This is a genomic window from Bradyrhizobium sp. LB13.1 (assembly GCF_054056815.1).
Genome location: NZ_JBSRYQ010000001.1, coordinates 5,527,109 through 5,551,075, shown reverse-complemented (window position 1 = coordinate 5,551,075; position 23,967 = coordinate 5,527,109). Strand labels below are relative to the sequence as shown.

Below are 23,967 nucleotides of genomic sequence, written 5' to 3'. Positions count from 1 at the left end.
GCCTTTCGCCCCTTGCAAACCGGCTTTGTCGTTCCTATTTAGTTTCTAACGGCGACGTTGAGCGAAAAACTCCGGCGCTGGAACGACCTTGGGATAGCTCAGGCTGCGCCGGATGTACGCGCGGCCCGCCGTTCCGGGGTCGTTGGCATTTTAGGGCCCTTTTGGGCCATTCTCCAGAGAACCCCCGGCTTGGTAGCGCAAGTTCTTGGTAGCGCAAGTTCTTGGTAGCGCAAGTTCTTGGCAGCGCAAGACGCGGCGGATATACGCTGCCCTCATGAACGAAGCGATCAGACCGGGCTCCGACAACACGCCGCAGGCCCCGCAGGCGGCTTCCCCCTCGCCGGAATTGTCGGTCGTCGTCCCGACCTTCAACGAGCGCGACAATGTCACGGTGCTGTACCGGCGGCTGGAGGCAGTGCTGGCCGGCATCGCCTGGGAAGTCGTGTTCGTCGATGATAATTCGCCTGATGGCACCTGGGACGTCGTGCGCGCGCTGGCCCGGCGCGACCGCCGCGTGCGCTGTGTCCGCCGTATCGGCCGCCGCGGCCTGTCGGGGGCCTGCATCGAGGGCATCCTGGCCTCAAGCGCGCCCTATGCGGCCGTGATCGACGCCGACCTCCAGCACGACGAGACGCAGCTGCCGAAAATGCTGTCGCTGCTCGCGAGCGGGCAGGCCGAGCTCGTGGTCGGCAGCCGCTACATCGAGGGCTACAAGAGCGAAGGCTTCAACAAGCAGCGCGCCGGCGCCAGTGCATTGGCGACCGAGCTCGCCAGGAAGGCGCTGCGGGTCGAGATCGCCGATCCCATGAGCGGCTTCTTCATGGTTCGCCGCGACCGCTTCGAGCAGCTCGCGCCGAAACTTTCCGTGCACGGCTTCAAGATCCTGCTCGACCTCGTCGCGAGCGCGAACGGCACCTTGCGCGCCATCGAAATTCCCTACACGTTCGGAGAGCGCCAGCACGGCGAAAGCAAACTCGATTCCATGGTCGCGCTGGATTTTCTCGGCCTGGTGCTGGCGAAGTTCACCAACGATGCTGTCTCGCTACGCTTCCTGCTGTTCGCAATGGTCGGCGGCATCGGCCTCGTGGTGCATCTCACCACCCTGTTCATATCGCTTGAGCTGTTCAAGCAGCCGTTCGCGGAAGCGCAGGCCTCCGGCGCCATCATCGCGATGACCAGCAATTTCGTCCTCAACAACTTCCTCACCTATCGCGACCAGCGGCTGAAGGGCTTTGCGCTGCTGCGCGGCCTGATCGCGTTCTACATCGTGTGCAGCGTCGGCCTGCTCGCCAATGTCGGCGTCGCCTTCTCGGTCTACGACCAGGAGCCGATCTGGTGGCTTGCGGGTGCGGCCGGTGCGCTGATGGGCGTGGTGTGGAACTACGCGATGTCCGGACTGTTCGTCTGGCGCAAGAAGTAGCTCACGATGGGCGGGGCTGACGCGCGGATCGTCCGCAATACGGCGCTGGTGATCCTTGCGCTGGTCGGCTTGCGGCTCGTTGCAGCCGCCTTCACGCCGATCACCTTCGACGAAGCCTATTACTGGATGTGGTCGAAGAATCTCGCCGGGGGGTATTACGACCACCCGCCGATGGTTGCCTACGTCATCCGCGCCGGCACCATGATCGCCGGCGACACCGAGCTCGGCGTCCGCCTGGTATCGATCCTGCTCGCGCTGCCGATGAGCTACGCGATCTATCGCTCCGCCGCGATCCTGTTCGGCGGCGCGCGGGTGGCGGCGACCAGCGCCATCCTGCTCAACGTGACGCTGCTGGCCTCGGTCGGAACGCTGATCGTCACGCCCGATGCGCCGCTTCTGGTTGCCTCCAGCTTCGTGCTGTTCTTTCTCGCAAAAGTGCTGGAAACCGGTCGCGGCGCCTGGTGGCTCGCGGTCGGCGTAGCCGTCGGCGCGGCGCTGTTGTCGAAATACACCGCGATGTTCTTTGGCCTGGCGATCCTGATCTGGCTCGCGACCGTGCCGAAACTGCGGCATTGGTTTCTCTCGCCCTGGCCCTATCTCGGTGGCCTCGTTGCGCTCGCGCTATTCTCGCCGGTGATCCTCTGGAATGCGGACCATCAATGGGTCTCGTTCGCAAAGCAGCTCGGCCGCGCCAAGATCGAGGGCTTTCGGCCGGTCTTTATCGCCGAGCTGATCCCGACCCAGATCGCGTTCGCAACTCCGCTCGTCTTCGTGCTCGGCGCAATGGGGCTGCACGCGCTGACCTGGCGCCGCGCCGGCGCGCTGGCCTCGCGCGTGCTGATCGAAACGATGTTCTGGACCGTCGTCGCCTATTTCGTCTGGCATTCGCTGCATGCCCGCGTCGAGGCCAACTGGTTCGCGCCGGTCTATCCGCCCTTCGTTATCGCGGCGGCCGCCGCCGCCAATCTCGTGCAGTGGAAGCCGCGCCAGCGGCGCCTGGCGGATTTCTGCCTTCGCTGGGCTGCGCCCGTGGGCATCGTGATGTTTGCCGCGCTGATCGTGCAGGCCAACACCGGTTGGCTGTCCCTCTATCGCCGCGATGCGACCGTGCGCAGCGTCGGCGTCGGCTGGCGCGAGCTTGCCGCGGAGATCGAAGCCGTGCGCGCCCGCAATGGCGCGACCTGCGTGCTTGCGCCTGACTACGGCACCACGGGCTGGCTCGCTTTCTATCTGCCGCGCGGCACCTGCGTGGCCCAGCAGAACCAGCGCATCCGCTGGGTCAACATGGCCGAGCCAGATCCAAAGCTGCTTGCCGGCAAACTGATCTATGTCGACGAGCTGCGCAGCGACGGCCATCCCGCCGTCCATGACCTCTTTGCGAAGGTGACGCAAATTGCGCAATTGCAGCGCAAGCGCGGTCCGCTCGTGGTCGAGACCTACGGCATCGATCTGCTCGAAGGCGCCAAGGGCGACGTGCTGGACCGCTCACCGCCGCCGGAAGCGCGGTAGCTCTTCGTCGGCACGACGGCGGAGCGTTCAGTCGATCATCTCAGCCTTGGTCATGGCCTGGTTCGGCCTGTTCTGGTCGCGCCAGAACCACACGGTCACGATGCCGGAGCGGCCGCGGACCTGCGTGAGCAGGGGGCCCGCCAGAATGCCGTCGGGAGCGCCGTGGAAGTCGGCGGTATCCAGCAGCGTATCGCTGAGCGCGAGCCGCGCGTCGTTCTGGACGGCGACCTCCATTAACCGGCTCGCGACATTGACGGTGTCGCCCGTCGCCGTGATGTGCTGATGGCTTTCGCCGAGGCGGGAGGCGACGATCGGGCCGAAATGCGCGCCGATCTTGAAGCCGAGCTGATCCCTGATCGCAGGGGGCAATGACACGATCCAGCGTTCGACGCCGCGGTGCAGGTCGATCGCGCATTTCAGCGCGCGTGCGGCGTCGTCGGGCATCGCGCCGGGCAGGCCGAACAGGATCATGGCGCCGTCGCCGAGAAAGCCGCTGATCATGCCGCCGCAATCGACCGCGGCCTTTGTCGATCAGCGCGTGAAGCGCCTTCAGAATGTCCTGGAGCTCGTCCGGATCGATTCGCTCGCTCAGCGCCGTGAAACCGGAGAGATCGATGAAGACCACGGCCGCGTCCTGCCGGACGGGTTTTGACAGGAAATTCGGATCGCGCGCCAGCCAGTCCTGCACGGCGGGTGCCTGGAATTGCGCGAGCGACCGGCTCTTCGCGGCAAGATATTGCGTGCGCCGGCCTCCCGCCCACAGCTGCACGCCGCCGAAGACCACCACCGGCGGCACTGCCGCGGCGAGCGTGGTCGCGGCATTCAGCCAGACGCCGTGCGTGAACGCGAACAGATTGAGCCCGGCCCAGGCGATCATCACCCCGGCCGCCGCGACGAGGCCGAGCGCGCTGCGCCGCCAGGCGAGCAGGCCCACCAGCAGCATTGGCAACAGGATCGCGATGAGCGCGTCGGCGATGTGGACCTTGCGGTCACGCACGATGCCGTCACCGGCGACGAGATGGGTGATCGCGGTCGAGACCACCTCGACGCCGGGCATCAGGGAATCGAACGGTGTCGGATAGAAGTCACCGCCGCCTGCGACCGAGGCGCCGATCACGACAATCCGGTTCTCGATCGCCGAGCGATTGAGCGTGCCATCGAAGATGCTCTGCGCGCTGACAGTGCGGATGGTGCGGCGCGGGCCGTAATAGGTGATCGGCAGCGCGAAATCGGTGTCGGTCGGCACCGTGTGGTCGCCGAGCAGGAGGTGGTCCGGCGCGATCGTCAGCGGCTTGTCGAGCGCGCGTATCGCGACGCGCAGCGGAAATGACAGCTCGACCTTGTCGCTCGTCCGGAACAGCATCGGCACCGAGAGCGGCGAGCCCGATTGTCCGGTCGCAACGTTGACGACGCCGACCTCGGCGTGGTCGGCGAATGCCGGCAAGGGCAGCAGGAAGCGCTCGGCCTGCGGCAGCACGGCGAGGGGACCGTCGCTGCTCGGCGCCACGGTCTCGCTGGCGGACGGAAAAATCGCCGCGGCGGCGAGGATCATGGGACCCGTAGCCAGCGTATTTGCCAGCGTGGCGTCACCGATCGCAGCGCTGCGGTCGACCAGCAGCAGGTCGATCGCGACGACCTTCGGCTTGAACTGCACGATGGTGTCGACGACGCGGGCGAGATCGGCGCGTGGCAGCGGATAGCTGCCGCCGCGCTTGACCACGGTGTCGTCGATCGCGACGATGGTGACGAGATCGGGTGGAGCCTGTACGCCGCGGACCTGCGTCCGCCAATCCGTCAGCGTCGCCTCGAGGCGATCGAGAAAGCGAAGATGACCGTTGGCATGGCCGGCATAGATGCCCGCGCCCCACAGGGCGGTAAGGGCGAGTGCCACCAGGATCTGAACGCGTCTTTTCATTACGTCGTACTGCAATCTTCTCTGTTGTCAGGGCCTGACTGATCGGGCCGTATCGACCAAACCTTATTGGCCAAGTCCTATTGACCAAGTCCTATTGACCGAGTCTTGCCATCAGCGCATCGACGCGCGGCTGGCCCCATGTCTTGACGGTCAACGGACCGGTCGCTTCCACGTCGACCCCTTCACCGGGGGCTAAAACGACGCCGCGTCCACGGCTCCTGCGGCTGACGCCGACACGGCCGTCGGCGACGAAGACGGAGGTCTTGGCCTCCGTGACATCGACCGCCCATTTCGTGCCGCGCACCGCGGCGATCGCCTGCGGCGTCAGCACCTTGAAGGGGGTGCCGCCGGGCTTCTTGGGGACCTCGACCAGCAGCGCTTTGCTGCTCAACTCCACGGAGTCTATATGTCCGTCGCGGTTGGCGTCCTTAAGTTCAAATCTGGCGCCGCTTTCCGCAACGATCGTGATGCCGTTGTCGCAACGCCAGGTCTGTGTGCCTGCGGCCGACGGTGACGCCGTGCAGCCGGCATTGGCAGCAGGCTGCGCAATCGCAGATCCGATCAACAGAAACGACGATGCCAGAGTGAAAAATCCAGCGCGTGCGATCGCTCTCATGCCAGCCTCCGTTTGCGTGCCCGGCGCAGTTCAAGGCGATGTTGATACGGTACCGTATCGCACACAGAGGCTGCTGAAAAGTGCCGAGGCAGCAGCTATTTTCTCGGCACGGTCTTTTCCAGACCGGTGCGATCAACTTTCGGTCAGGGTCTTTCTCCTCCCACCGTTCTGACGGGGAGAGGCGAAGCACATCGCATCACGCGCGGAGTGACAAAAGCGGCGTCCACCAGCCTGGCGCAACGCTTCGCCGCTATGGTCGGCGGCATTGAAGACCACGAAAGCGACTTGGTTGGATGCGTTTAGAAATGCGGTCGGAGACGTTCGCTGACCGCATCGATCCGGCCGAGAATTATAGTTAACAGATGCGCTTAAGTCCGTAGTTCTGCGGGCTTTTTTCTCGAAATGGGACGACGTTAATGCATTGCCCCACATTCGCCCGAACTTAATCCGCATTTAACTAAAAGTGGCCCTAATGACGCTCCGACCCTCTGCGAGATGCTGTTCCCGGATCGTGACCAGCGGCGCTTCGAAGGGGGATTGAGTGACACCGTTCTGGACGCAAGGCGAATGAGTACGAGTATCGCTGCGCAAGGTATCGCGGCACGGAAGTCCAAAGAATTATCGAGCAATTCTTATCGGAAGCCTTCCCGAAAAATGACCACCCAAAGCGCGCTTGGCGCCGCCGTGATCGGCTGCGTCGTGCTTGGTGCCGGCTGGACCGTCTACAGCAACATTTTTGCCGCCAGCGTCTATCCGACCGTCGGCAGCAGCGCCTACGACGAGCCCGTGATCAAGCGGGCGCCCAGGGTCGCACTGCGCGAAGCCGGTGAGGCCGTCAAGGAAGCCTTTGCGCTCTTGCCCGACCGGTTGCAGGTGGCCGCGCCAATCTCGCGCGAGATGTTCAACGATCGCTTTGCCGCCGCTGCGACCCAAGGCGTGACATCGAATGCAGCGAGCGCCGCGCCCGCAACCAAGGTAGCCGAAGCCACGGCGAAGCCGAGCGTGATCGCGAGGGTCGCGGAAGTCCTGAAGTCAGGTCCCGCCAAGATCGCTGACGCTGCGAAGTCCAAGCGCGCCGACGCGCCGGTGCAGCTTGCCTCGGCAGATCCGGCCGAAATCGTGCCGACGCCGGAGGCGAAGCCAAAATCGTTCGCCGATCGCGCCAAGGCCGCGGTGATGTCGGTTACCGGGCCGCGGCAGTCGATGGTGGAAAAGCTCTGGGGCAAGCGTGAGCCGTCCGGCGGCCTGCTCGCCTATGCCTCGGCTGATGCGAGCGTGACCGCTTCCATCGCGCCGAAGGAACAGAACCCCATGCTCGGCGGTTCGGCGCCCTATGACCGCTCCACCGCGGTCTACGACATCAGCGCGAAGACGGTGTATCTACCCGACGGCACCAAGCTCGAGGCGCATTCCGGCCTCGGCTCCAATCTCGACGATCCCCGTTCCTCGCGCATCCGCATGCGCGGCGTGACGCCGCCGCACATCTACGATCTGAAGCCGCGCGAAGCGCTATTCCACGGCGTTCCCGCGCTGCGCCTGACCCCGATCGGCGGCGAGAGCGCGATCTACGGCCGCGACGGCCTGCTCGCGCACACCTTCATGCTCGGCCCGAATGGCGACTCCAACGGCTGTGTGTCGTTCAAGGACTACTACGCGTTCCTCGACGCCTATCGCAACAAGGGCATCCGCAGGCTCGCGGTTCTGGCGCGAGTGGAGTGATCTCGGCTCATTCCAGATGATATAAAGGGCCGCTTGTTGCGGCCCTTTTTTGCGCTTCGTTTCAGCCCGGCTGCGGTCGTTATGGAACCCTCACATCTGGCGGCCGTGGCATCCTGTCACGCCGGGCTCGCCGCCACGGTCTTGCGCAGCGCCATCTCGGTTGCGATCGCCTCCCGCACCGCGGGGCGCGCCTGCATGCGCGCGAGATAAGCCGACAAGGACGGCCATTGCGCAATGTCGACGCCTGCCGGACGGAGCAGCAGCAAGGCCCAAATGAGGTGGGCATCCGCGACGGTGAATCTGTTACCGATCAGGAATTCGCGGTCCGCCAGATGCGTGGCTGGCACCGACAATGTCTGTGTAATCCTTGCCCGCGGCTTGGCGAGCGAGCCGTCGTCCTTGTACCAGAAGGTCGGAAACAGGAACGCCTTGTGGATCTCGGCGCCGATGAAGCTCAGCCATTCCTGCAAGCGGTAGCGGTCGGGATCGCCGAAGCGCGGCGCGAGGCCGGCCTCGGGTTTCAGATCAGCGATGTATTGCAGTACCGCCGCGCTCTCGGTTAGCCGCTCGCCGTTCTCCAGAACCAGGACCGGCACCGCGCCCTTCGGCGACACGCCGAGGAAATCGCTGCCGTCGTCCACGACTGTCTTGGTCCAGATATGGGCGAGGAGATACTGCGCCTCGACGCCGGCCTCGGTCAGCGCGATACGGCTGGCGAGCGAGCAGGCCATCGGGAAGAAATAGAGTTGCAGCATCACGAACGCTCCGTCAGCTTAGCGCATCGCCGCGCGCAATGATCGCGAAGCGATCCGACAATTCGGCCAACGCGACCTCGTGAATGGTTCTTGCGGCGAGCGTTCCGCCGCGGCCGTCGGGCAGATCGCGCGTGGCGCAGGAATCGGCATCGATCGTCGTGCGAAAGCCGAGGTCGAGCGCAGCCCGCGCGGTCGAGCTCACGCACATATGCGTCATGAAGCCCGCCAGCACGATGTTCTTGCGTCCGCTCGCGGCGAGCTGCGCCTTTAGATCGGTCCCGGCGAAGGCGTTCGGCAGCTCCTTCTCGATCACGAGCTCGCCCGCAAGCGGCGCGAGCTCGGCGACGATGGCGCCGCGATCGGCGGCGCGATCGAACAGGCTGCCGGCGCGGCCCTTGTGCGCGATGTGGAAGATCGCGGCGCCCGACTTCCGGGCGCGGGCGAGAAGCTTCGCAGCGACGGCGATTGCGGGCTCGGCGTCTGGCAAAGCGAGGGGGCCGGCGCGGTATTCGTTCTGGATGTCGATCAGCACGAGACAGGACTCTCTGAGTTTGGGCGGATTGAGATCAGCGCCGGACAATTCGAGCAGGGTTTTTGGAGCGGTCATGCTGGTCAGGCCTTCTAAGGGAGTATTGGTGACGCAACATTAGCGCGGCGGCGGCCTGCCATTGTGCAGGACTATTGCAGCAGATGGCTGCGAATTTGCAGGGATTGGCCGCACCTGCTAGGCTCGTGCCCATGAACTGGGACGATCTGCGCATCATCGCCGCGGTGAGGGACGAGGGCACCTATGCCGGCGCCAGCGCGCGGCTGCGCATCGACGAGACGACCGTCGGCCGCCGTCTCGCGCGCATCCAGCGCGATCTCGGCGTACCGCTGTTCGATGCCGTTGACGGCCTGCGACGGCCGACCCGGCATTGCGAGGCGGTGCTCGAGCATGTCGGTGCGATGGCGGCGCACGTCGCCGCGATTGATCGCATCGGCGAGAGTCAGCCCGGCCCGGTCGGCCGCCTGCGCATCGCCTCGACCAATGCGGTCGCCGAGGAGCTGCTGGCGCCGCATGCCTGCGCCTTCCTGCGCGATCACCCCGGCCTCACCCTTCAGTTCCTCACCTCCAGCGGCAACGTCAAATTCTCGCGCTGGCAGGCCGACCTCGCCATCCGCTTGCGGAAGCCGGAGAAGGGCGACTTCACCATCTCCAAGCTCGGCGAGGTCAGACTGTATTTCTTCGAGCCCGTCGATTTCGGGGGTGGCGAGCCTGTCGTTTGCGGCTTTCCCGATGAGCTCGACGCCATTCCCGAGGCGCAGTATTTGCGCGCCAGGCGGCTGACAAACGCGCGCTCTGTAACCGACAATGTCCGCATTGTCCGGACCATGATCCAGTCGCACCAAGCCGTCGGCGTGCTGCCCGAACATAGCTGCGGAGGATTGCTCTCCGACCACAGTCTGCGCGCCACACTGCTGCCCCGGCGCCGCGACGTTTGGCTTTTGGTACAGAACCACCTCAAGCGCGATCCCGCGACGCGGCTCACCATTGAATGGGTGCGCCACTGCTTCAGGGATCTTTCGCGCGACTGATCGCCCGCGGCTGAGTGTGAACGCGATCCACACGCCGCGTAACCAAGTTATGAGATTGCGCTCGCGCGAAGGTTGCGTAGTCTGGCGACGACCACAGGCTTGATCGGGGCAGGTGCATGACCACTCTCCAGGACACCACCCACCCGCAGGCCAAATCGCGGGAATGGAAGGCGATCGTTATCCTGATCCTCTTGATCCCGGTGCTGTGGTCGCCGCCGTTCCTGTTTCGCATCTTCCTGTTTCAGCCGTTCAACATCCCGTCCGGCTCGATGAGGCCGACGCTGGTCGTCGGCGACTACGTGTTCGCCGCCAAATATGCCTATGGCTATGGCCGCTATTCCTTTCCTTTCGCGCCGTCATGGATATCGGGTCGCGTCTTTGCGGCCGAGCCCGAGTTTGGCGACGTGGTGGTGTTCCGGACGCCGAAGGACAATTCGGTCGACTACGTCAAGCGCGTGGTCGGGCTGCCCGGCGACCGCATCCAGATGCGGCAGGGCCAGCTCTTCCTCAATGACCGTCCGGCGACGCGCGTCGCTCTCGCGAGCGTGCCCGGGGGCTCCGCCTGCGGTGTGGATGCCGGCGCCGGGATCAAGCGCTGGCGCGAGACCCTGCCGAACGGCGCGAGCTATGTGACATATGACTGCGTCGACAACGGTTATCTCGACAACACCAGCGTCTTCACGGTGCCATCAGGTCATTTCTTCGCGCTTGGCGACAACCGCGACAACTCCACCGACAGCCGCATGATGTCCGTGATGGGGTTCATCCCGATGGATAATCTCGTCGGCAAGGTGACGCGGATCTTCTGGTCGCTCGACGAACACGGCGAGCCGCACATGGAGCGGCTGGGGAAGGTGTGGTGAGGCCTCCCGTCATTCTGGCGGCGCGAAACGATCATTCCCCAAAACAAAAACCCCGGCATTGCTGCCGGGGTTTCGCATTTTGTGGTTTGCCGGAGTGGCTGGATCAGAAATCCATGCCGCCCATGCCGCCGCCCGGGGGCATTGCGGGGCCGGAGCCGCCCTTCTTGGGCAACTCGGCGACCATGGCTTCCGTGGTGATCAGCAGGGCCGCAACCGAGGCTGCGTTCTGGATCGCGGTACGCACGACCTTGGTCGGGTCGATGATGCCCTTGGTGACCAGGTTGACGTACTCGCCGGTCTGGGAGTCGAAGCCGTAAGCATACGTCTTGTTCTCCAGGATCTTGCCGACGATCACCGAGCCGTCTTCACCGGCGTTGATCGCGATCTGGCGAGCGGGCGCGGAGAGCGCCTTGCGCACGATCTCGACGCCGGTCTTCTGGTCGTCGTTCTTGGTGCGCAGGCCCTTGAGCTGCTCGGAAGCACGGAGCAGGGCGACGCCGCCGCCCGGGACAATGCCTTCTTCCACAGCCGCGCGGGTCGCATGCATCGCGTCATCAACGCGATCCTTGCGCTCCTTCACCTCGACCTCGGTCGCGCCGCCGACGCGGATCACCGCGACGCCGCCAGCGAGCTTGGCCAGACGCTCCTGGAGCTTCTCACGGTCGTAGTCCGAGGTGGTTTCCTCGATCTGCGCCTTGATCTGGGCTACGCGCGCCTCGATGTCGGCCTTCTTGCCGGCCCCGCTGACGATGGTGGTGTTTTCCTTGTCGATCATCACCTTCTTGGCGCGACCGAGCATGGTGAGCGTCACATTCTCCATCTTGATGCCGAGATCTTCCGAGATCGCCTGACCACCGGTCAGAACCGCGATGTCCTGCAGCATGGCCTTGCGGCGATCGCCGAAGCCCGGAGCCTTGACGGCCGCGACCTTCAGGCCGCCGCGGAGACGGTTGACGACCAGGGTGGCAAGAGCTTCGCCTTCGACGTCTTCGGCGATAATCACTAGCGGTTTGCCGCTCTGCACCACGGCTTCCAACAAGGGAAGCAATTCATTCAACTGAGATAGCTTCTTTTCGTTGATGAGGACGTAAGCATCTTCCATTTCAACGCGCATCTTGTCGGCGTTGGTGACGAAGTAGGGCGAGATGTAGCCGCGGTCGAACTGCATGCCTTCGACAACCTCGAGTTCGGTCTCGAGCGACTTGGCTTCTTCAACCGTGATGACGCCCTCGTTGCCGACCTTCTTCATGGCGTCGGAGAGGAACTTGCCGATTTCGGCATCGCCGTTGGCGGAGATGGTTCCGACCTGGGCGATTTCCTCGTTCGAGGTGACCTTCTTGGAGTTCTTGACGAGGTCGGCGACCACGGCTTCCACGGCCAGGTCGATACCACGCTTCAGGTCCATCGGGTTCATGCCGGCGGCAACCGACTTGGCGCCTTCACGAACGATCGCAGCCGCGAGCACGGTTGCGGTGGTGGTGCCGTCGCCGGCCGCGTCAGCCGACTTGGAGGCGACTTCGCGCACCATCTGCGCGCCCATGTTCTCGAACTTGTCGTCGAGCTCGATCTCCTTGGCGACGGTGACGCCGTCCTTGGTGATGCGGGGAGCGCCGAACGACTTGTCGAGGACGACGTTGCGGCCCTTGGGGCCGAGCGTCACCTTGACGGCGTTGGCGAGGATGTCGACGCCACGCAGCATCTTGTCGCGTGCATCGACGCCGAATTTGACTTCTTTAGCTGCCATCTGGATTTTTCCTTAGGTGTCTAGCTGGGTGGGGGAGAGGGGGCTGTTAGGCCGCCTTCTTCTTGGAAGCGGGGACGTCGAGGACGCCCATGACATCGCTTTCCTTCATGATCAGCAGATCGACGTTGTCGATCTTGACTTCAGTGCCGGACCACTTGCCGAACAGCACGCGGTCGCCGACCTTCAGGTCGATCGGGATCAGCTTGCCGGCTTCGTCGCGACCACCGGGGCCGACAGCGACGATTTCGCCCTGCGAGGGCTTTTCCTTGACGGTGTCGGGAATGATGATGCCGCCAGCGGTCTTCTCTTCTGCGTCAATGCGCTTGACCACGACGCGGTCGTGAAGCGGACGGAATTTCATGCAGTTCTCCTAAACGTTTGCGCGGATTGATGTTTTCAGGATGTTAGCAACCGAAGCCCGCGAGTGCTAAGGCGGGTGAACCTCAAATAGGCCAGGATTTTTGCGGGGGCAAGGGCTTCTACCAGAAAAATCAGCACTCAGAAGCGCTGCCTGCCAGAATTCTTTACCATCGTTAACCGGCCAACTCGGATCTTATTAGCACGGTGCCGCATCTGCTGCTAACGCATTGAATTTCAACAGCTTGTTAAACTTTTGGGCTTGAGATGGATTGTCAGTTTGCGTCACATTTCTATCTTGTGAGCGCATCTCCACCGGGTGGCTCGTAGGGCGCGTACCGGAAAGCCACCCCTTGAATATGCGCTCCTGCAAAGGAGGTTGGCATGGTCTCGCGGGTTGGGGTTGTTTCCGACGATTTCCGGAAACAGGTGCTGGGTTACGGGCTGACGACGGCGGAAATTCTCTACCGGATGCCGGATCATCGCTCGCTGCTCCAGACCTATGTCTGGCAGAACTACGACATGTTTCCGAAATTCCCGGCGCTGACGGATTTCCTGGCGTTTTGGCAGCAGAAGCTCGACGGCCCACTGTTCTCAGTGACGGTCGTGCATTCCAAGCTGATCAAGCCGGCCGAGCTGCGTGCGGTCGACGGTGTGTTTCGGTTGCATTGATCGCGGGATGCGTAGGACCTGGATGAGCGCAGCGTGATCCACCACTGTTTGTATCCTCGGAAGCGAAAGAGGTGGGTTACGCCTACGGCTAACCCACCCTACGAGTCTTTTTTCTGTGCTAGCGTCTCCCCCACAACAAAACGGGAGGCCGGCCCATGGCCAAGAAAGCAAAATCGCGCAGCGCATTGCAAGTCGCGGTGAAGAAGCGGAGCGGCGCCAAGGCCGCGCCCCGATTATCGGCGCGCAAGGCGGTGAAAGCGAAGGCGCGCACTGTCACCCCGAAAAAGCCAGTGCGTCCCAAGCAGCGCATCGCCATCAGCCATCACCGCGAGGAAGACTTCAAGGCCGACGGTCTGCGCACCTACGCGAAGTATCGCGATCTCGGCATCGCTGCTGCAAGCCACGGCCTCGCGCAAGCGCACGTGATCCGGCTGCAAGGTCCCTGCAATCCGAACGAAGTGTCGAAGCTGCACTTCCACGCCGTCGAATTCCAGATGGTCTACGTGCTCAAGGGTTGGGTGAAGACCTATATGGACGGAGAGGGCGAGACGCTGATGAAAGAAGGCAGCGCCTGGACTCAGCCGCCGAAGATCAAGCACATGATTTTGGACTATTCGGACGACGTCGAGCTGCTGGAGGTAATCCTGCCGGCGGAGTTCAGGACGGTGGAGTTGAAAGCGTAAGCTCTCTCGTCGTCATTGCGGGGAGCGGCCATTGCAATAGCGTTTCCACATCGCGCGATAGGCATCGTCCACTGCTTGCGTGTATGAGACGGGGTTGCCGGCGGCTGCAGCCCTGATCTGTCCGGGCAGTTCGCAGCGCAACTTCTGGAGGTCGCCGATCTGCAATCCACGGGCAGCCGCGATTTCGACATACGCCTCATCGCTATTCGCGACCCAGTCCGGCAGGCCAAGCGCGGTGAGGATAGAGCCCGCAGCACGGCTAGGCAGGCTGTTACCGAGCTTCGCCACCACCGGCACGCCCATCTGCAAGGCTTCCCAAGTGCTGACGCCGCCATTCTGCGGGAACGGATCGAGGCCAATATCGACGCGATTGAAGGATGCCAGATGCTCGGTTCGCGAGGTGGCTCCGAGCAGGTCGACGCGTTCGGCCGGCAACCGGCAAGCTGCAAACCGCGCCAGCAGATTGTCGCGGACCAGCCGATCGTCCAGCGCAAAATCCTTGATCAGCAGTCGCGAACCCGGCACCTGCTCGAGAATCCTGGACCAGACTTCCACCGCCTCGTCCGAAATCTTGCTGATACGGTTGAAGACGCCGAATGTGATGAAACCGTTCGAGATCGCCGGCGTTGGCGCCCGCGCAATCCCGTCCGGCAGCGGCACCAGCGTCACAAAGCATGGCAGGTCGACAACGGTCTCCGCAAACAGCTGCCGAACCGCAAAAGGAATCGCGACCGGGTCCGAGAACAGATAATCGATCGTTCGCAGCCCGGTGCCGGTGCCGTGGCCCCAGCCATGCACCTGGACCGGTGCCGGCTTCCGCGCAAACACGCCGAGCCGGTGTCCCTTGGTATGGCCGGACAGATCGATCAGGATGTCGATGCCATCGGCGCGGATTTGAGCGGCGAGGTGATCGTCGGTCCATTGCGAGGCGTCGCGCCAGCGGTCGGCGATCCCTTGAAATTCGCCGGTCGTCGCATCCGCTTTCGGCGAACAAGAGTAGCACACGATCTCGAACTGTGTCCGATCATGGTGTTGCAGGACCGGCTTGAAAATGAACGCCGCCGAATGCGCGTGAAAATCCGAAGAGACATAACCCAGCACCAGACGGCGATCCGGATCGCAGCTGTTGTCATGCGGTCCTACCGCTGCTGAAGCGATCTTCGCGCCGACCCGTTCCCACCAAAGCCGCCGCGCTTGTTGATGCTGCGCAACGCTGGCGTCCGCCACAAAATCGAGCGCGAAGATCTTGTTGGTGATCGCGTCCTCGAAGTCAGGCTTGATGGCAAGAGCCCTGTCGAAACTGGCGTGGGCTTCGTCGACCCGGCCAAGTCCCGCGAGACATTGGCCAAGGAGGATGTGGGCCTGAAAGAAAGCGGGATTGATCGCGAGAGCCTTCTCGCAATCAGGCAATGCGTCGGCAATTCCTTTGTTTCGGACCAGGACAGTGGCCCGCCCGTACCACCCGTTCGCGTTGTCGGGTGCGAGAGCGATCACCCGGTTGTAATCCGCTGAGGCTTCGTCAAATCGCAGAAGTTCCAGCCATGCAGCAGCGCGGTTCGTCAGTGCCGAGACATGATTAGGCTGGATCGATAGCGCGCGGTTCAAGCTCGCAATGGCCTCACCATAGTCGCGCAGACTGCAGAGCGCCCAGCCTCGGCCGTTATGGGCATCGGCAAGGTTTTCATCGATTGCGAGCGCCTTGTCGAAACTTTCGAGCGCTTCATGGTGAAGATCCAGGGCGAGGCATACGTTACCGAGATTGGACAGGGCAACGGCGTAATTGGGCCGCAAAGCGATGGCTTTTTGATAGCTCTTGCGGGCCTCATCATGACGTTGCAGCCCGTTCAGCGCGACGCCACGGCTCATCTGGGCCTCAGCAGACCGCGGATCCACGGCAACCGCTCGGCTTAGTAGAATTTCGGCTTGCTGATAGTTTTTGGCTTGAGACTCCAGCACGCCGAGCAAATGCAGCGCTACGAACTGATCGGGCGCAAGCTCCAGGAGTTGGCGATAGGCGGCCTGAGCCTCGGTGAGAAGCCCCGCCTTATGCAGATGGAGGGCGCGCTCGAGCAGAGGCGTCACTTCGGCTTTTTGCCGTTTCTGAATCCGGGCATTTTGAAATGCACGCTGACCAACGCCGTTGCCCATGAATCAATTCCACCCGAATCTCCAGGCGAGATTAACATGGAAGTATTGCCTCGATTGCGCTGCGCTCCATCCCGGCGACAAGGACGCAAGCCCCACGCAAGCCTCACGTCAACACCCCCACGATCGCGCCCATCAAACACGTCGTCAGCGTGCCTGATACGATCGACTTCAGCCCGAGCGCGTTGATTTCCTTGCGCCGTTCCGGCGCCATCACGCCGAGGCCGCCGATCATGATGCCGAGGCTGGCGAAATTGGCGAAGCCGCACATCGCGTACAGCATGATCAGCCGCGAGCGCGGATCGAGCGCATCGTGCGACAGCTTTGAGAAGTCGACATAGGCGATCAATTCGTTGAGCACGGTCTTGGTGCCCATCAGGCTCCCGGCGGTGACGGCCTGATTCCAGGGTAATCCCATCAACCAGCACACCGGCGCCATCACGAGTCCGAGCAGGCGCTGCAAAGAGATCGCGGCGCCGCCGACGTTCGGCAGCAGGCCGAGGATGGCGTTGACGAGATAGACCAGCGCGACAAGCACCAGCAGCATCGCGACGATGTTGATCAGCAGTTCGATCCCCGCGCCGGTGCCTTTCACGATTGCATCCATCGTGCCGGAGACTTCCATCTCGGGATCCTCCAGCGCGCCGCCGGTGCGCTTGTCGGATGTTTCCGGAACCATGATCAGGCTGACGAGGATCGCGGCCGGCGCGCCCAGCACCGAGGCAATGACGAAATGCGCGGCGGCGTCAGGAATGAGGGGAGCAAGGAGCGTCGCATAGAGCACCAGCACCGTGCCGGCGATGCCGGCCATGCCGCCGGTCATCACCAGGAACAATTCGCTGCGGGTCATCTGCGCGAGATACGGCCGCACGAACAGCGGTGCTTCGACCATGCCGAGAAAGATGTTGGCGGCAGTCGAGAGTCCGACCGCGCCGCCGACCCCCAGCGTCCGCTCCAGCAGCCAGGCCATGCCGCGCACGACTGGCGGCAGCACGTGCCAATAGAACAAGAGCGTCGTCAGCACGCTCATGACCAGCACGATCGGAAGCGCCTGGAAGGCCAGGATGAAATCGGCGCCCGGCACTTTCAGGTCGAAGGGCAGGGGCCCGCCGCCGATATAGCCGAACACGAAGGACGAGCCGGCGCGCGAGGCCGCCGAGATCGCGCCCACGGCATCGTTGATGGCACCGAAGGTGCGCGCGACGACGGGCACCTTCAGGAGCACGATCGCGGTGACGAAAGTGGCGACGAGCCCGATCGCCGCCTGGCGCAGCGAGACTGCGCGGCGATTTTCGCTCAGTACCAAGGCGATCAACAGCAATGCGAAAACGCCGAGTGCCGATTGCAGCCGCAGCATGATGTCCCCAAACCCCGATGATTATGGCCGCCCGTGCGTTGCAAACGCAATGCCGGGAGATTGTCGGAGCATCCCTCTGTTGACAAGCAGGCCCGCGTCAGCCACGCGGAGCGTCGACATCAGGAGCCGGATAGTCCGAGCGTGACCGAAGAGGCGATGCCAGACCAGCCAATATCCGGAAATCCGCCGGTCAGCGCCCGCGCGCTCCTCTCTCACCGCGCCTTCCTGTTCTTCCTGCTCTCGCGCAGCCTGTCGCGCTTTTCCAGCCAGATCGCGGCGGTCGCGATCGGCTGGCAGATCTACGATCTCACAGGTTCGGCCTTCGACCTCGGCATGGTCGGCCTCGTGCAATTCCTGCCCACAGCGCTGCTGGTGTTCGTCGCCGGCCATGCCGCCGATCGCTACGAGCGCAAGCGCGTCGTCCAGCTCTGCCAATTGGTGGAAGCCGCGACCGCGCTCTATCTCGGCGTCATCACCTATCTCGGCTTGGTCAGCGAAGTGCAGATCTTTGTGGCGACCTTCGTGCTCGGCATTGCCGGAGCCTTCGAAAGTCCGACCACCGCGGCGCTGCTGCCGGCGATCGCGCCGCAGGGCTCGCTGCAGCGCGCCACCGCCGTCGCCAGCGGTGCGGCGCAGGTCGCGACCATCACCGGGCCGGCCCTCGGCGGTTTTGCCTACGCGGTCGCGCCGCATCTTGCCTACGCAATGATGGTACTGTTCTGGATCTTTGGAATGATCCTGACCGGCTTCATCCGGCCGCGCCCGCAGGCGATCGCCAAGGAGGGGACGAACTCGGACAATGTCTTCGCCGGCGTCCGCTTCATCCGCAGCAATCCGGCGATCCTCGGCACCATCTCGCTCGATCTGTTCGCGGTGCTGTTCGGCGGCGTCACCGCGCTGCTGCCGATCTATGCCCGCGACATCCTCCAGACCGGTCCGATGGGGCTGGGGATCCTACGCGCCGCGCCCGCGGTCGGCGCGCTGGCGATGACCATGGTGCTGGCGCGGCACGCCATTTCGCGGCATGTGGGCCTGCGCATGTTCCAGGCGGTGATCGTGTTCGGCGTGGCGACGATCGTGTTCGCACTGTCGTCCTGCATGTGGCTGTCGGTGCTCGCGCTCGCTATTCTCGGCGCGGCCGATACGATCAGTGTCGTGATCCGCTTCTCGCTGGTGCAGCTCGCGACCCCCGACGAGATGCGCGGCCGGGTCGGTGCGGTGAACTTCCTCTTCATCAACGCGTCCAACCAGCTCGGCCAGTTCGAGAGCGGGGTCGCCGCCGCACTGTTCGGCGCCATGCCGGCGGCCGTTCTCGGTGGCGCCTGCACGGTCGCAGTGGCGCTGCTATGGATGAAGCTGTTTCCAAGCCTGCGGCAGGTGGAGAGTTTGGAGTAGGGCGGGAGCTCTCTCCTCTCGTCATTGCGAGGAGCCCTTGCGACGAAGCAATCCAGATTGTTGCCCCGGAGGGATACTGGATTGCTTCGCTTCGCTCGCAATGACAACTGCGGAAATAGCGCAGATGAATCAATAGGGCGCCGCTGCGCGCCTACTGTGCATGGGGTTGTTTTCGAGATTTTTGGTTAGCCCCGTCCGACGAATGGCATCTTGGTGGCCATGACAGTCATGGTCAGCACGTTGGCGTCGAGCGGCAGGCCGGCCATGTAGGCAACGGCATCGCCGACCGCCTTCGCGTCCATGCGCGGCTCCTGCTTCGACGTGCCGTCGGGCTGCAGCACGCCGGGGCCGTTGACCATGCGATCGGTCATGGGGGTGGCGGCGTTACCGATATCGACCTGGCCGACCGCGATGTCGTACATGCGGCCGTCAAGGTTAGAAGCCTTGGTGAGGCCGGTGATGGCGTGCTTGGTCGAGGTGTAGGCCGCCGAGAACGGCCGCGGCGCATGCGCCGAGATCGAGCCGTTGTTGATGACGCGGCCGCCGCGGGGGCTCTGGTCCTTCATGATACGGAAGGCGTGCTGGGTGCACAGGAACGGGCCGGTGAGGTTGGTGTTCACCACCGCTTGCCACTGTTCGAGGGTCAGATCCTCGAAATTCACCGGCGGTGCGCCCATGCCGGCATTGTTGAAGAGCACGTCGAGCCGGCCATAGGTGTCCTTCACCTTGGCGAACAGCGCGGCAATCGAGTCCGGCTTGGTCATGTCGGCGGTGACGCAGAGGCTTTTCCCCGCGGGGCCAAGCTTCGCGGTCTCCTCGAGCATGTCGAGCCGGCGCCCGACGAGCACCACGGTGAAGCCGGTGTTCATCAGCGCCAGCGACGCCGCGCGCCCGACTCCGGTGCCGGCGCCCGTCACCACTGCGATCTTTTTCGCTTCACTCATCGTTTCCTGCCTTTTCTCTTAAATTGTCAGGTTTTGGGTTCTTTTTCGTTCTTGTAGGGCGGCCGCGGAATGTTCTGATGCGCGGCGCGCAAGGCCGCAGACCAGCGCGAGCGCAAATCGTGGAAATAGGGCTCGCCCGCCTCGATGCGGTGGTTGAGATCGGCCTCGCAGGCGTCGGCACGCACCACCAGTACGTCGATCGGCAGGCCGACGCCGAGATTCGAGCGCATGGTCGAATCCATCGAGATCAGGCCGGTCTTCAGCGCCTCGTAGAGTTCGACGTCGTAATGCATGGCGCGGTCGAGTACCGGCTTGCCGTATTTGTGCTCGCCGATCTGCAAATAGGGCGTGTCGGTGGTGCACTCAATGAAGTTACCCGCGGTGTAAACCATGAACAGGCGCATGCGCGCACCCTTGATCTGGCCGCCGAACAGGAAGGAGACGTCGAAGGACACGTCCTCGGATTTCAGCGCCGGCCCTTCGGTCGCGTGCACGGCCCGGATCGCCCGGCCGATGCGCTGGGCCGCCTGGAACATGGTCGGCGCGTTCATCAGCGTCTCGATCTCGCCCGTGTTGGGGTCTTCGAGGCCTTCGGTCAACGTGGAGAGCACCGACTGGCTGATCGCGAGGTTGCCGGCGCTGGCGATCGCCATGATGCGGTCGCCGGGATTGGAGAAGATGTGCAGCTTGCGGAAGGTCGAGACGTTGTCGAGGCCGGCATTGGTGCGGGTGTCGGCGATCATCACCAGACCGTCCCGAACCAGGATTCCGCAACAATAGGTCATTTCCAGTCCCCGAACGCGTTTGCGCGGAATTACTAGCCAATTTCAAGGGCCGCTCCAACCCCCGATTCCCGCGGGCGGCGGGCCGAAAGCAGTCGGCCGGTGAGGGGCTTGGGTGGCGCGGCTCAGCTTTGCCGCTGGGACTGCGATTGCGACTGGCCGCTGCGGCCGGCCTGCTCGACCTTCACGGCCACCGCCAGCGTCTCGGGGCCGCCGCCATAACGGGTGCCGCGCACGGGGGCGGCGCCGAGATAATCGAGCCCGATCGCGACGCGGACATGTGCGTCGGTGGCGCAGATGCTGTTGGCGGGGTCGAAACCGACCCAGCCAAGGCCGTCAACGTAAGCCTCCGCCCAGGCATGGCCGGCGTCCTGATGCACCGTGCCGTCGGAGCGCAGGAAGTGGCCGGAGACGAACCGCGCAGGCACGCCGCCGCTGCGAGCGCAGGCGATGAAGATATGCGCGTAGTCCTGGCACACGCCGCGCTTGAGCGTGAACGCTTCCGCCGCTGACGTGCCGCTGTTGGTCGGGTCCTCGTCGAAAGTCATGTGATCGCCGATCTGCGTCATCAGCGTGTGCAGGAAGCCGAGCGTGTCGCTCTCGGCCTCGCTGCGCAGCTGGCGCGCAACCGCATTCATCCCCGGATTGACGGTGGTGAGGTCGGTGGCGCGCAAGAACATACCTGCCGGAAAGCGCTCATCGGCGCCGCGCAGCACGCCGCCGGTGTCATGGGTTTCGATCAGGCCCTCGGCGGTGATCCTGATGTCGCTGACGGGTCCGCAGGACAGCACATGGGTGACGTTGCCGAATGCGTCCTCGTGGGTGTCGAGCTTGGTGTCGGTCGAAACGTCGATCTGCCACTCCGCCACATATTGCCCGTCATGGCTGCCGGGCGTCATGCGCAGGATCTGGATGACGCTCGTGGCCTCCGGCTCGTAGCGATAGGTCGTGGTGTGCAGGATTCGCAGGCGCATGGTGGACCGTGAAGTTAGTGGTTAGACCCGACTGCCTGCTGCGAAGAAGCTCGTCATGGCCGGGCTTGTCTTCGCGCGCGAAAGCAGGAACGTGGATGGCCGGGACAAGCCCGGGCCATGACGATATCCCGTTTTCGTCAGCCGGGGGACATCAGATCAAATACTGCTTCGTGATGATTTCGCCCAGCCTGGCATTGTCCGCGATGAATTCCTGAATGAATTCATGCACGCCGTGCTGGAAAATGTCGTTCATATTGCTGTGTTCCAGCCGATTGCGGATGCCGCGGGCATGGCGCTGGGCGGGGCCCTGGCGGCCATAGGCGACGCCGATCTGGTCGAGATTGCGCACGAGATTGCCGTAGCAGCTTGCAAGCGAACGCGGCAGCGAGTCGTTGAGGATGAGCAAATCCGCGATCAGCCAGGGTTTCAGCGTCTCGCGATAGACCCAGTGATAGGCCGTCAGCGCCGAGACCGAGCGCAGGATCGAGGTCCACTGGTAGAAATCGAGCGGGCCGCCGACATGCTCCTCCTCGGGCAACAGCACGTGGTATTTCACGTCGAGAATGCGCGCGGTGTTGTCGGCGCGTTCGAGATGCAGGCCCATCCGCGAGAACCAGTAGGCGTCGTTGCGCAGCATGGTCCGGTAGGCCGAGCCGTCGAAGCGCAGCGAGGTCTCCTGCACGAAGCGCAGGAATTTTGCGAGATCCTCGCGCGTGGAGGTTCCTCTGCTCCAGACCTCCTGCAACTCGATCCAGGCCGAGTTGATGGTGTCCCACATCTCGCTCGTCAGCGCTGTGCGCACCGAGCGCGAATTCAGCCGCGCCGCCTCGATGCAATTCCTGATCGAGGACGGATTATCGGCCGAGAACGAGAGATAATCGACGACGTTGTGCTCGTTGGCTTCTTCGTACTGTTGATAGAAGCTCGCGGCGACGCCGGCGGTCAAAAGCGCCGAGTCCCATTCGTTGGTCTTGCCGATATAGGCGGCGGGAAGCGCGGTGACGCGCAGCGTCGCATCGATGGTGCGCGCGAGATACTCGGCCCGTTCGACGTAGCGGGCGAGCCAATAGAGGTTTTCGGCGGTACGCGACAGCATCTCTCTACTCGTCCAGAATCCAGGTGTCTTTCGTGCCGCCGCCCTGGCTCGAATTCACCACCAGGGAGCCTTCCTTCAGCGCAACGCGTGTCAGCCCGCCCGGCACGATCGTGGTGCTCTTGCTGCCGGTGAGCACGAACGGCCGCAGGTCCACGTGGCGCGGCGCAAGGCCGGATGCCGTGCAGGTCGGGCAGGTCGAGAGCGCCAGCGTCGGCTGCGCAATGAAGCCCTCGGGCTCGCGCTTGAGCTTTTCGCGGAAGGCTTCGATCGTCGCCTTGGTCGCGGCAGGACCGATCAGCATGCCGTAGCCGCCGGAGCCATGCACCTCCTTCACGACGAGTTCGTTCAGATGGTCGAGCACATAGGCGAGATCCTTCGGCTCGCGGCAGCGCCAGGTCGGCACGTTCTTCAGGATCGGCTCCTCGCCGAGATAGAATTTTACGATGTCCGGCATGTAGGAGTAGATCGCCTTGTCATCGGCGATCCCGGTGCCGACCGCGTTGGCAAGCGTGATGTTGCCGGCCGCATAGGCCGACATCAGCCCGGGCACGCCGAGCGCGGAGTCGGGGCGGAAGGTGAGGGGATCGAGGTAGTCGTCGTCGACGCGACGGTAGATCACGTCAACGCGCTTCACGCCTTCGGTCGTCCGCATGAACACTTCGTTGTTCTTGACGATGAGGTCGCGGCCCTCGACCAGCTCGATGCCGAGCTTGTCGGCGAGGAAGGAGTGCTCGTAATAGGCCGAGTTGTAAACGCCAGGGGTAAGCAACGCGACGGTCGGCTCGCCGGAGGCGCTTTGCGGTGCCACTGAGCGCAGGGCGGACAGCAACTCGTCCGGATAGCGCTCGACCGGCGCCACTCTGTGGCGGGCGAACAGGTCCGGAAACAGCCGCATCATGATCTCGCGGTTTTCCAGCATGTACGACACGCCCGAGGGCGTGCGCGCATTGTCCTCCAGCACGATGAAGTCCTCTGCATCGACCCGGACGATGTCGATGCCGGCGATGTGCACGTAGACGTCGTGCGGCACCTGCTGGCCGTTCATCTCGGGCCGGAAGACCGGGTTCTGAAAGATGAGGTCGTCGGGCACGACCTCGGCGCGGAGGATGTCACGGCCGTGATAGATGTCGCGCAGGAACATGTTGAGCGCGCGCACCCGCTGCTTCAGGCCCTTCTCGAGCAGCGCCCATTCCTTGCCGGACATGATCCGCGGGATCACGTCGAAGGGGATCAGGCGTTCGGTGGACTCGGTATCGCCGTAGACCGCGAAGGTAATGCCGATGCGGCGGAAGAGGAGCTCGGCTTCCTGGCGGCGATATTCGAGCGCCTCGGGCGGCGTCTCCTTGAGCCAGCGTGCCAGCTCCTGATAGGCGGGGCGAAGGTCCCCACCGGGAATGTTCATTTCATCAAACGCGAGTGCCATAGATCCCGACTTGTCTCCGC

The 23,967-nt window shown here is 63.6% G+C and carries 20 protein-coding genes and 1 pseudogene; 8 read left to right on the top strand and 13 right to left on the bottom strand.

What is annotated here, in order from left to right; all coding sequences use genetic code 11:
- The first annotated feature begins 274 nt into the window (after positions 1 to 274).
- Together ACVWYI_RS26950 and ACVWYI_RS26945 are read left to right on the top strand one after the other, a co-directional pair.
- Positions 275 to 1,420: a glycosyltransferase family 2 protein gene (locus tag ACVWYI_RS26950; protein ID WP_456663642.1), complete on the top strand. Its 1,146-nt coding sequence runs from the start codon at positions 275 to 277 to the stop codon at positions 1,418 to 1,420.
- A 6-nt stretch (positions 1,421 to 1,426) separates the two neighbouring features.
- Positions 1,427 to 2,929 (top strand): glycosyltransferase family 39 protein, encoded by a 1,503-nt coding sequence (locus ACVWYI_RS26945; RefSeq protein ID WP_456663641.1) that lies wholly within the window; start codon positions 1,427 to 1,429, stop codon positions 2,927 to 2,929.
- A 27-nt stretch (positions 2,930 to 2,956) separates the two neighbouring features.
- Here ACVWYI_RS26945 and ACVWYI_RS26940 read toward each other — a convergent pair.
- A pseudogene (locus ACVWYI_RS26940) lies at positions 2,957 to 4,844 on the bottom strand (CHASE2 domain-containing protein).
- A gap of 91 nt (positions 4,845 to 4,935) precedes the next feature.
- Positions 4,936 to 5,460, bottom strand: coding sequence for a FecR domain-containing protein (locus ACVWYI_RS26935; RefSeq protein ID WP_247338934.1), 525 nt, complete (start codon positions 5,458 to 5,460; stop codon positions 4,936 to 4,938).
- A gap of 654 nt (positions 5,461 to 6,114) precedes the next feature.
- Here ACVWYI_RS26935 and ACVWYI_RS26930 point away from each other — a divergent pair.
- On the top strand, positions 6,115 to 7,179 hold the full coding sequence (locus tag ACVWYI_RS26930) for a tlde1 domain-containing protein (RefSeq protein WP_456663640.1): 1,065 nt from the start codon (positions 6,115 to 6,117) through the stop codon (positions 7,177 to 7,179).
- 116 nt (positions 7,180 to 7,295) lie between these two features.
- Here ACVWYI_RS26930 and ACVWYI_RS26925 read toward each other — a convergent pair whose 3' ends face one another.
- Together ACVWYI_RS26925 and ACVWYI_RS26920 are read right to left on the bottom strand one after the other, a co-directional pair.
- Positions 7,296 to 7,934, bottom strand: a complete 639-nt coding sequence (locus tag ACVWYI_RS26925) for a glutathione binding-like protein (protein ID WP_456649377.1) — start codon at positions 7,932 to 7,934, stop codon at positions 7,296 to 7,298.
- A 13-nt stretch (positions 7,935 to 7,947) separates the two neighbouring features.
- Complete coding sequence (locus ACVWYI_RS26920; RefSeq protein WP_456663639.1) at positions 7,948 to 8,541, bottom strand: cysteine hydrolase family protein; 594 nt, start codon at positions 8,539 to 8,541, stop codon at positions 7,948 to 7,950.
- 131 nt (positions 8,542 to 8,672) lie between these two features.
- Between ACVWYI_RS26920 and ACVWYI_RS26915 the strand changes: the two genes are divergently transcribed.
- Positions 8,673 to 9,512, top strand: a complete 840-nt coding sequence (locus ACVWYI_RS26915) for a LysR family transcriptional regulator (protein WP_456663638.1) — start codon at positions 8,673 to 8,675, stop codon at positions 9,510 to 9,512.
- 116 nt (positions 9,513 to 9,628) lie between these two features.
- Entirely contained in the window at positions 9,629 to 10,375 is a 747-nt protein-coding gene (lepB, locus tag ACVWYI_RS26910; protein WP_456663637.1) for a signal peptidase I, read from the top strand.
- Positions 10,376 to 10,478: 103 nt separating this feature from the next.
- Here the strand turns inward: lepB and groL are convergent, their stop codons facing one another.
- Positions 10,479 to 12,119 carry a chaperonin GroEL gene (gene groL, locus ACVWYI_RS26905; RefSeq protein WP_456663636.1) on the bottom strand — a complete coding sequence of 547 codons (1,641 nt, stop codon included), beginning with the start codon at positions 12,117 to 12,119 and terminating at the stop codon, positions 10,479 to 10,481.
- A 46-nt stretch (positions 12,120 to 12,165) separates the two neighbouring features.
- Entirely contained in the window at positions 12,166 to 12,480 is a 315-nt protein-coding gene (locus ACVWYI_RS26900; RefSeq protein WP_247338897.1) for a co-chaperone GroES, read from the bottom strand.
- A 380-nt stretch (positions 12,481 to 12,860) separates the two neighbouring features.
- Between ACVWYI_RS26900 and ACVWYI_RS26895 the strand changes: the two genes are divergently transcribed.
- Both ACVWYI_RS26895 and ACVWYI_RS26890 read left to right on the top strand, forming a co-directional pair.
- A complete protein-coding gene (locus ACVWYI_RS26895; RefSeq protein ID WP_247338894.1) occupies positions 12,861 to 13,148 on the top strand; it encodes an usg protein in 288 nt (95 codons plus the stop codon).
- Positions 13,149 to 13,303: 155 nt separating this feature from the next.
- Entirely contained in the window at positions 13,304 to 13,831 is a 528-nt protein-coding gene (locus tag ACVWYI_RS26890; protein WP_354046394.1) for a cupin domain-containing protein, read from the top strand.
- A 12-nt stretch (positions 13,832 to 13,843) separates the two neighbouring features.
- Here ACVWYI_RS26890 and ACVWYI_RS26885 read toward each other — a convergent pair whose 3' ends face one another.
- A complete protein-coding gene (locus tag ACVWYI_RS26885; RefSeq protein ID WP_456663635.1) occupies positions 13,844 to 15,979 on the bottom strand; it encodes an O-linked N-acetylglucosamine transferase, SPINDLY family protein in 2,136 nt (711 codons plus the stop codon).
- 103 nt (positions 15,980 to 16,082) lie between these two features.
- A complete protein-coding gene (locus ACVWYI_RS26880; RefSeq protein ID WP_456663634.1) occupies positions 16,083 to 17,333 on the bottom strand; it encodes a NupC/NupG family nucleoside CNT transporter in 1,251 nt (416 codons plus the stop codon).
- 156 nt (positions 17,334 to 17,489) lie between these two features.
- Here ACVWYI_RS26880 and ACVWYI_RS26875 point away from each other — a divergent pair, with 156 nt between their 5' ends.
- On the top strand, positions 17,490 to 18,728 hold the full coding sequence (locus ACVWYI_RS26875; protein WP_456663633.1) for an MFS transporter: 1,239 nt from the start codon (positions 17,490 to 17,492) through the stop codon (positions 18,726 to 18,728).
- Positions 18,729 to 18,913: 185 nt separating this feature from the next.
- Here the strand turns inward: ACVWYI_RS26875 and ACVWYI_RS26870 are convergent, their stop codons facing one another.
- The 5 genes from ACVWYI_RS26870 to ACVWYI_RS26850 form a co-directional block, all read right to left on the bottom strand.
- A complete protein-coding gene (locus ACVWYI_RS26870; RefSeq protein WP_247338875.1) occupies positions 18,914 to 19,672 on the bottom strand; it encodes an SDR family oxidoreductase in 759 nt (252 codons plus the stop codon).
- Between the two features lie 26 nt (positions 19,673 to 19,698).
- Entirely contained in the window at positions 19,699 to 20,457 is a 759-nt protein-coding gene (locus ACVWYI_RS26865; protein ID WP_247338874.1) for a proteasome-type protease, read from the bottom strand.
- Between the two features lie 122 nt (positions 20,458 to 20,579).
- Positions 20,580 to 21,428, bottom strand: a complete 849-nt coding sequence (locus tag ACVWYI_RS26860; RefSeq protein WP_247338873.1) for a transglutaminase family protein — start codon at positions 21,426 to 21,428, stop codon at positions 20,580 to 20,582.
- 151 nt (positions 21,429 to 21,579) lie between these two features.
- Positions 21,580 to 22,524 (bottom strand): alpha-E domain-containing protein, encoded by a 945-nt coding sequence (locus ACVWYI_RS26855; protein WP_247338872.1) that lies wholly within the window; start codon positions 22,522 to 22,524, stop codon positions 21,580 to 21,582.
- 4 nt (positions 22,525 to 22,528) lie between these two features.
- Complete coding sequence (locus ACVWYI_RS26850) at positions 22,529 to 23,947, bottom strand: circularly permuted type 2 ATP-grasp protein (RefSeq protein WP_247446432.1); 1,419 nt, start codon at positions 23,945 to 23,947, stop codon at positions 22,529 to 22,531.
- Positions 23,948 to 23,967 lie beyond the last annotated feature (20 nt).

What these genes read in the sequence shown, in the direction of transcription:
- ACVWYI_RS26950 (WP_456663642.1), top strand. Translation starts at nt 275, where the DNA reads ATGAACGAAGCGATCAGACCGGGCTCCGACAACACGCCGCAGGCCCCG.
- ACVWYI_RS26945 (WP_456663641.1), top strand. Translation starts at nt 1,427, where the DNA reads ATGGGCGGGGCTGACGCGCGGATCGTCCGCAATACGGCGCTGGTGATC.
- ACVWYI_RS26935 (WP_247338934.1), bottom strand. Translation starts at nt 5,460, where the DNA reads ATGAGAGCGATCGCACGCGCTGGATTTTTCACTCTGGCATCGTCGTTT.
- ACVWYI_RS26930 (WP_456663640.1), top strand. Translation starts at nt 6,115, where the DNA reads ATGACCACCCAAAGCGCGCTTGGCGCCGCCGTGATCGGCTGCGTCGTG.
- ACVWYI_RS26925 (WP_456649377.1), bottom strand. Translation starts at nt 7,934, where the DNA reads ATGCTGCAACTCTATTTCTTCCCGATGGCCTGCTCGCTCGCCAGCCGT.
- ACVWYI_RS26920 (WP_456663639.1), bottom strand. Translation starts at nt 8,541, where the DNA reads ATGACCGCTCCAAAAACCCTGCTCGAATTGTCCGGCGCTGATCTCAAT.
- ACVWYI_RS26915 (WP_456663638.1), top strand. Translation starts at nt 8,673, where the DNA reads ATGAACTGGGACGATCTGCGCATCATCGCCGCGGTGAGGGACGAGGGC.
- lepB (WP_456663637.1), top strand. Translation starts at nt 9,629, where the DNA reads ATGACCACTCTCCAGGACACCACCCACCCGCAGGCCAAATCGCGGGAA.
- groL (WP_456663636.1), bottom strand. Translation starts at nt 12,119, where the DNA reads ATGGCAGCTAAAGAAGTCAAATTCGGCGTCGATGCACGCGACAAGATG.
- ACVWYI_RS26900 (WP_247338897.1), bottom strand. Translation starts at nt 12,480, where the DNA reads ATGAAATTCCGTCCGCTTCACGACCGCGTCGTGGTCAAGCGCATTGAC.
- ACVWYI_RS26895 (WP_247338894.1), top strand. Translation starts at nt 12,861, where the DNA reads ATGGTCTCGCGGGTTGGGGTTGTTTCCGACGATTTCCGGAAACAGGTG.
- ACVWYI_RS26890 (WP_354046394.1), top strand. Translation starts at nt 13,304, where the DNA reads ATGGCCAAGAAAGCAAAATCGCGCAGCGCATTGCAAGTCGCGGTGAAG.
- ACVWYI_RS26885 (WP_456663635.1), bottom strand. Translation starts at nt 15,979, where the DNA reads ATGGGCAACGGCGTTGGTCAGCGTGCATTTCAAAATGCCCGGATTCAG.
- ACVWYI_RS26880 (WP_456663634.1), bottom strand. Translation starts at nt 17,333, where the DNA reads ATGCTGCGGCTGCAATCGGCACTCGGCGTTTTCGCATTGCTGTTGATC.
- ACVWYI_RS26875 (WP_456663633.1), top strand. Translation starts at nt 17,490, where the DNA reads ATGCCAGACCAGCCAATATCCGGAAATCCGCCGGTCAGCGCCCGCGCG.
- ACVWYI_RS26870 (WP_247338875.1), bottom strand. Translation starts at nt 19,672, where the DNA reads ATGAGTGAAGCGAAAAAGATCGCAGTGGTGACGGGCGCCGGCACCGGA.
- ACVWYI_RS26865 (WP_247338874.1), bottom strand. Translation starts at nt 20,457, where the DNA reads ATGACCTATTGTTGCGGAATCCTGGTTCGGGACGGTCTGGTGATGATC.
- ACVWYI_RS26860 (WP_247338873.1), bottom strand. Translation starts at nt 21,428, where the DNA reads ATGCGCCTGCGAATCCTGCACACCACGACCTATCGCTACGAGCCGGAG.
- ACVWYI_RS26855 (WP_247338872.1), bottom strand. Translation starts at nt 22,524, where the DNA reads ATGCTGTCGCGTACCGCCGAAAACCTCTATTGGCTCGCCCGCTACGTC.
- ACVWYI_RS26850 (WP_247446432.1), bottom strand. Translation starts at nt 23,947, where the DNA reads ATGGCACTCGCGTTTGATGAAATGAACATTCCCGGTGGGGACCTTCGC.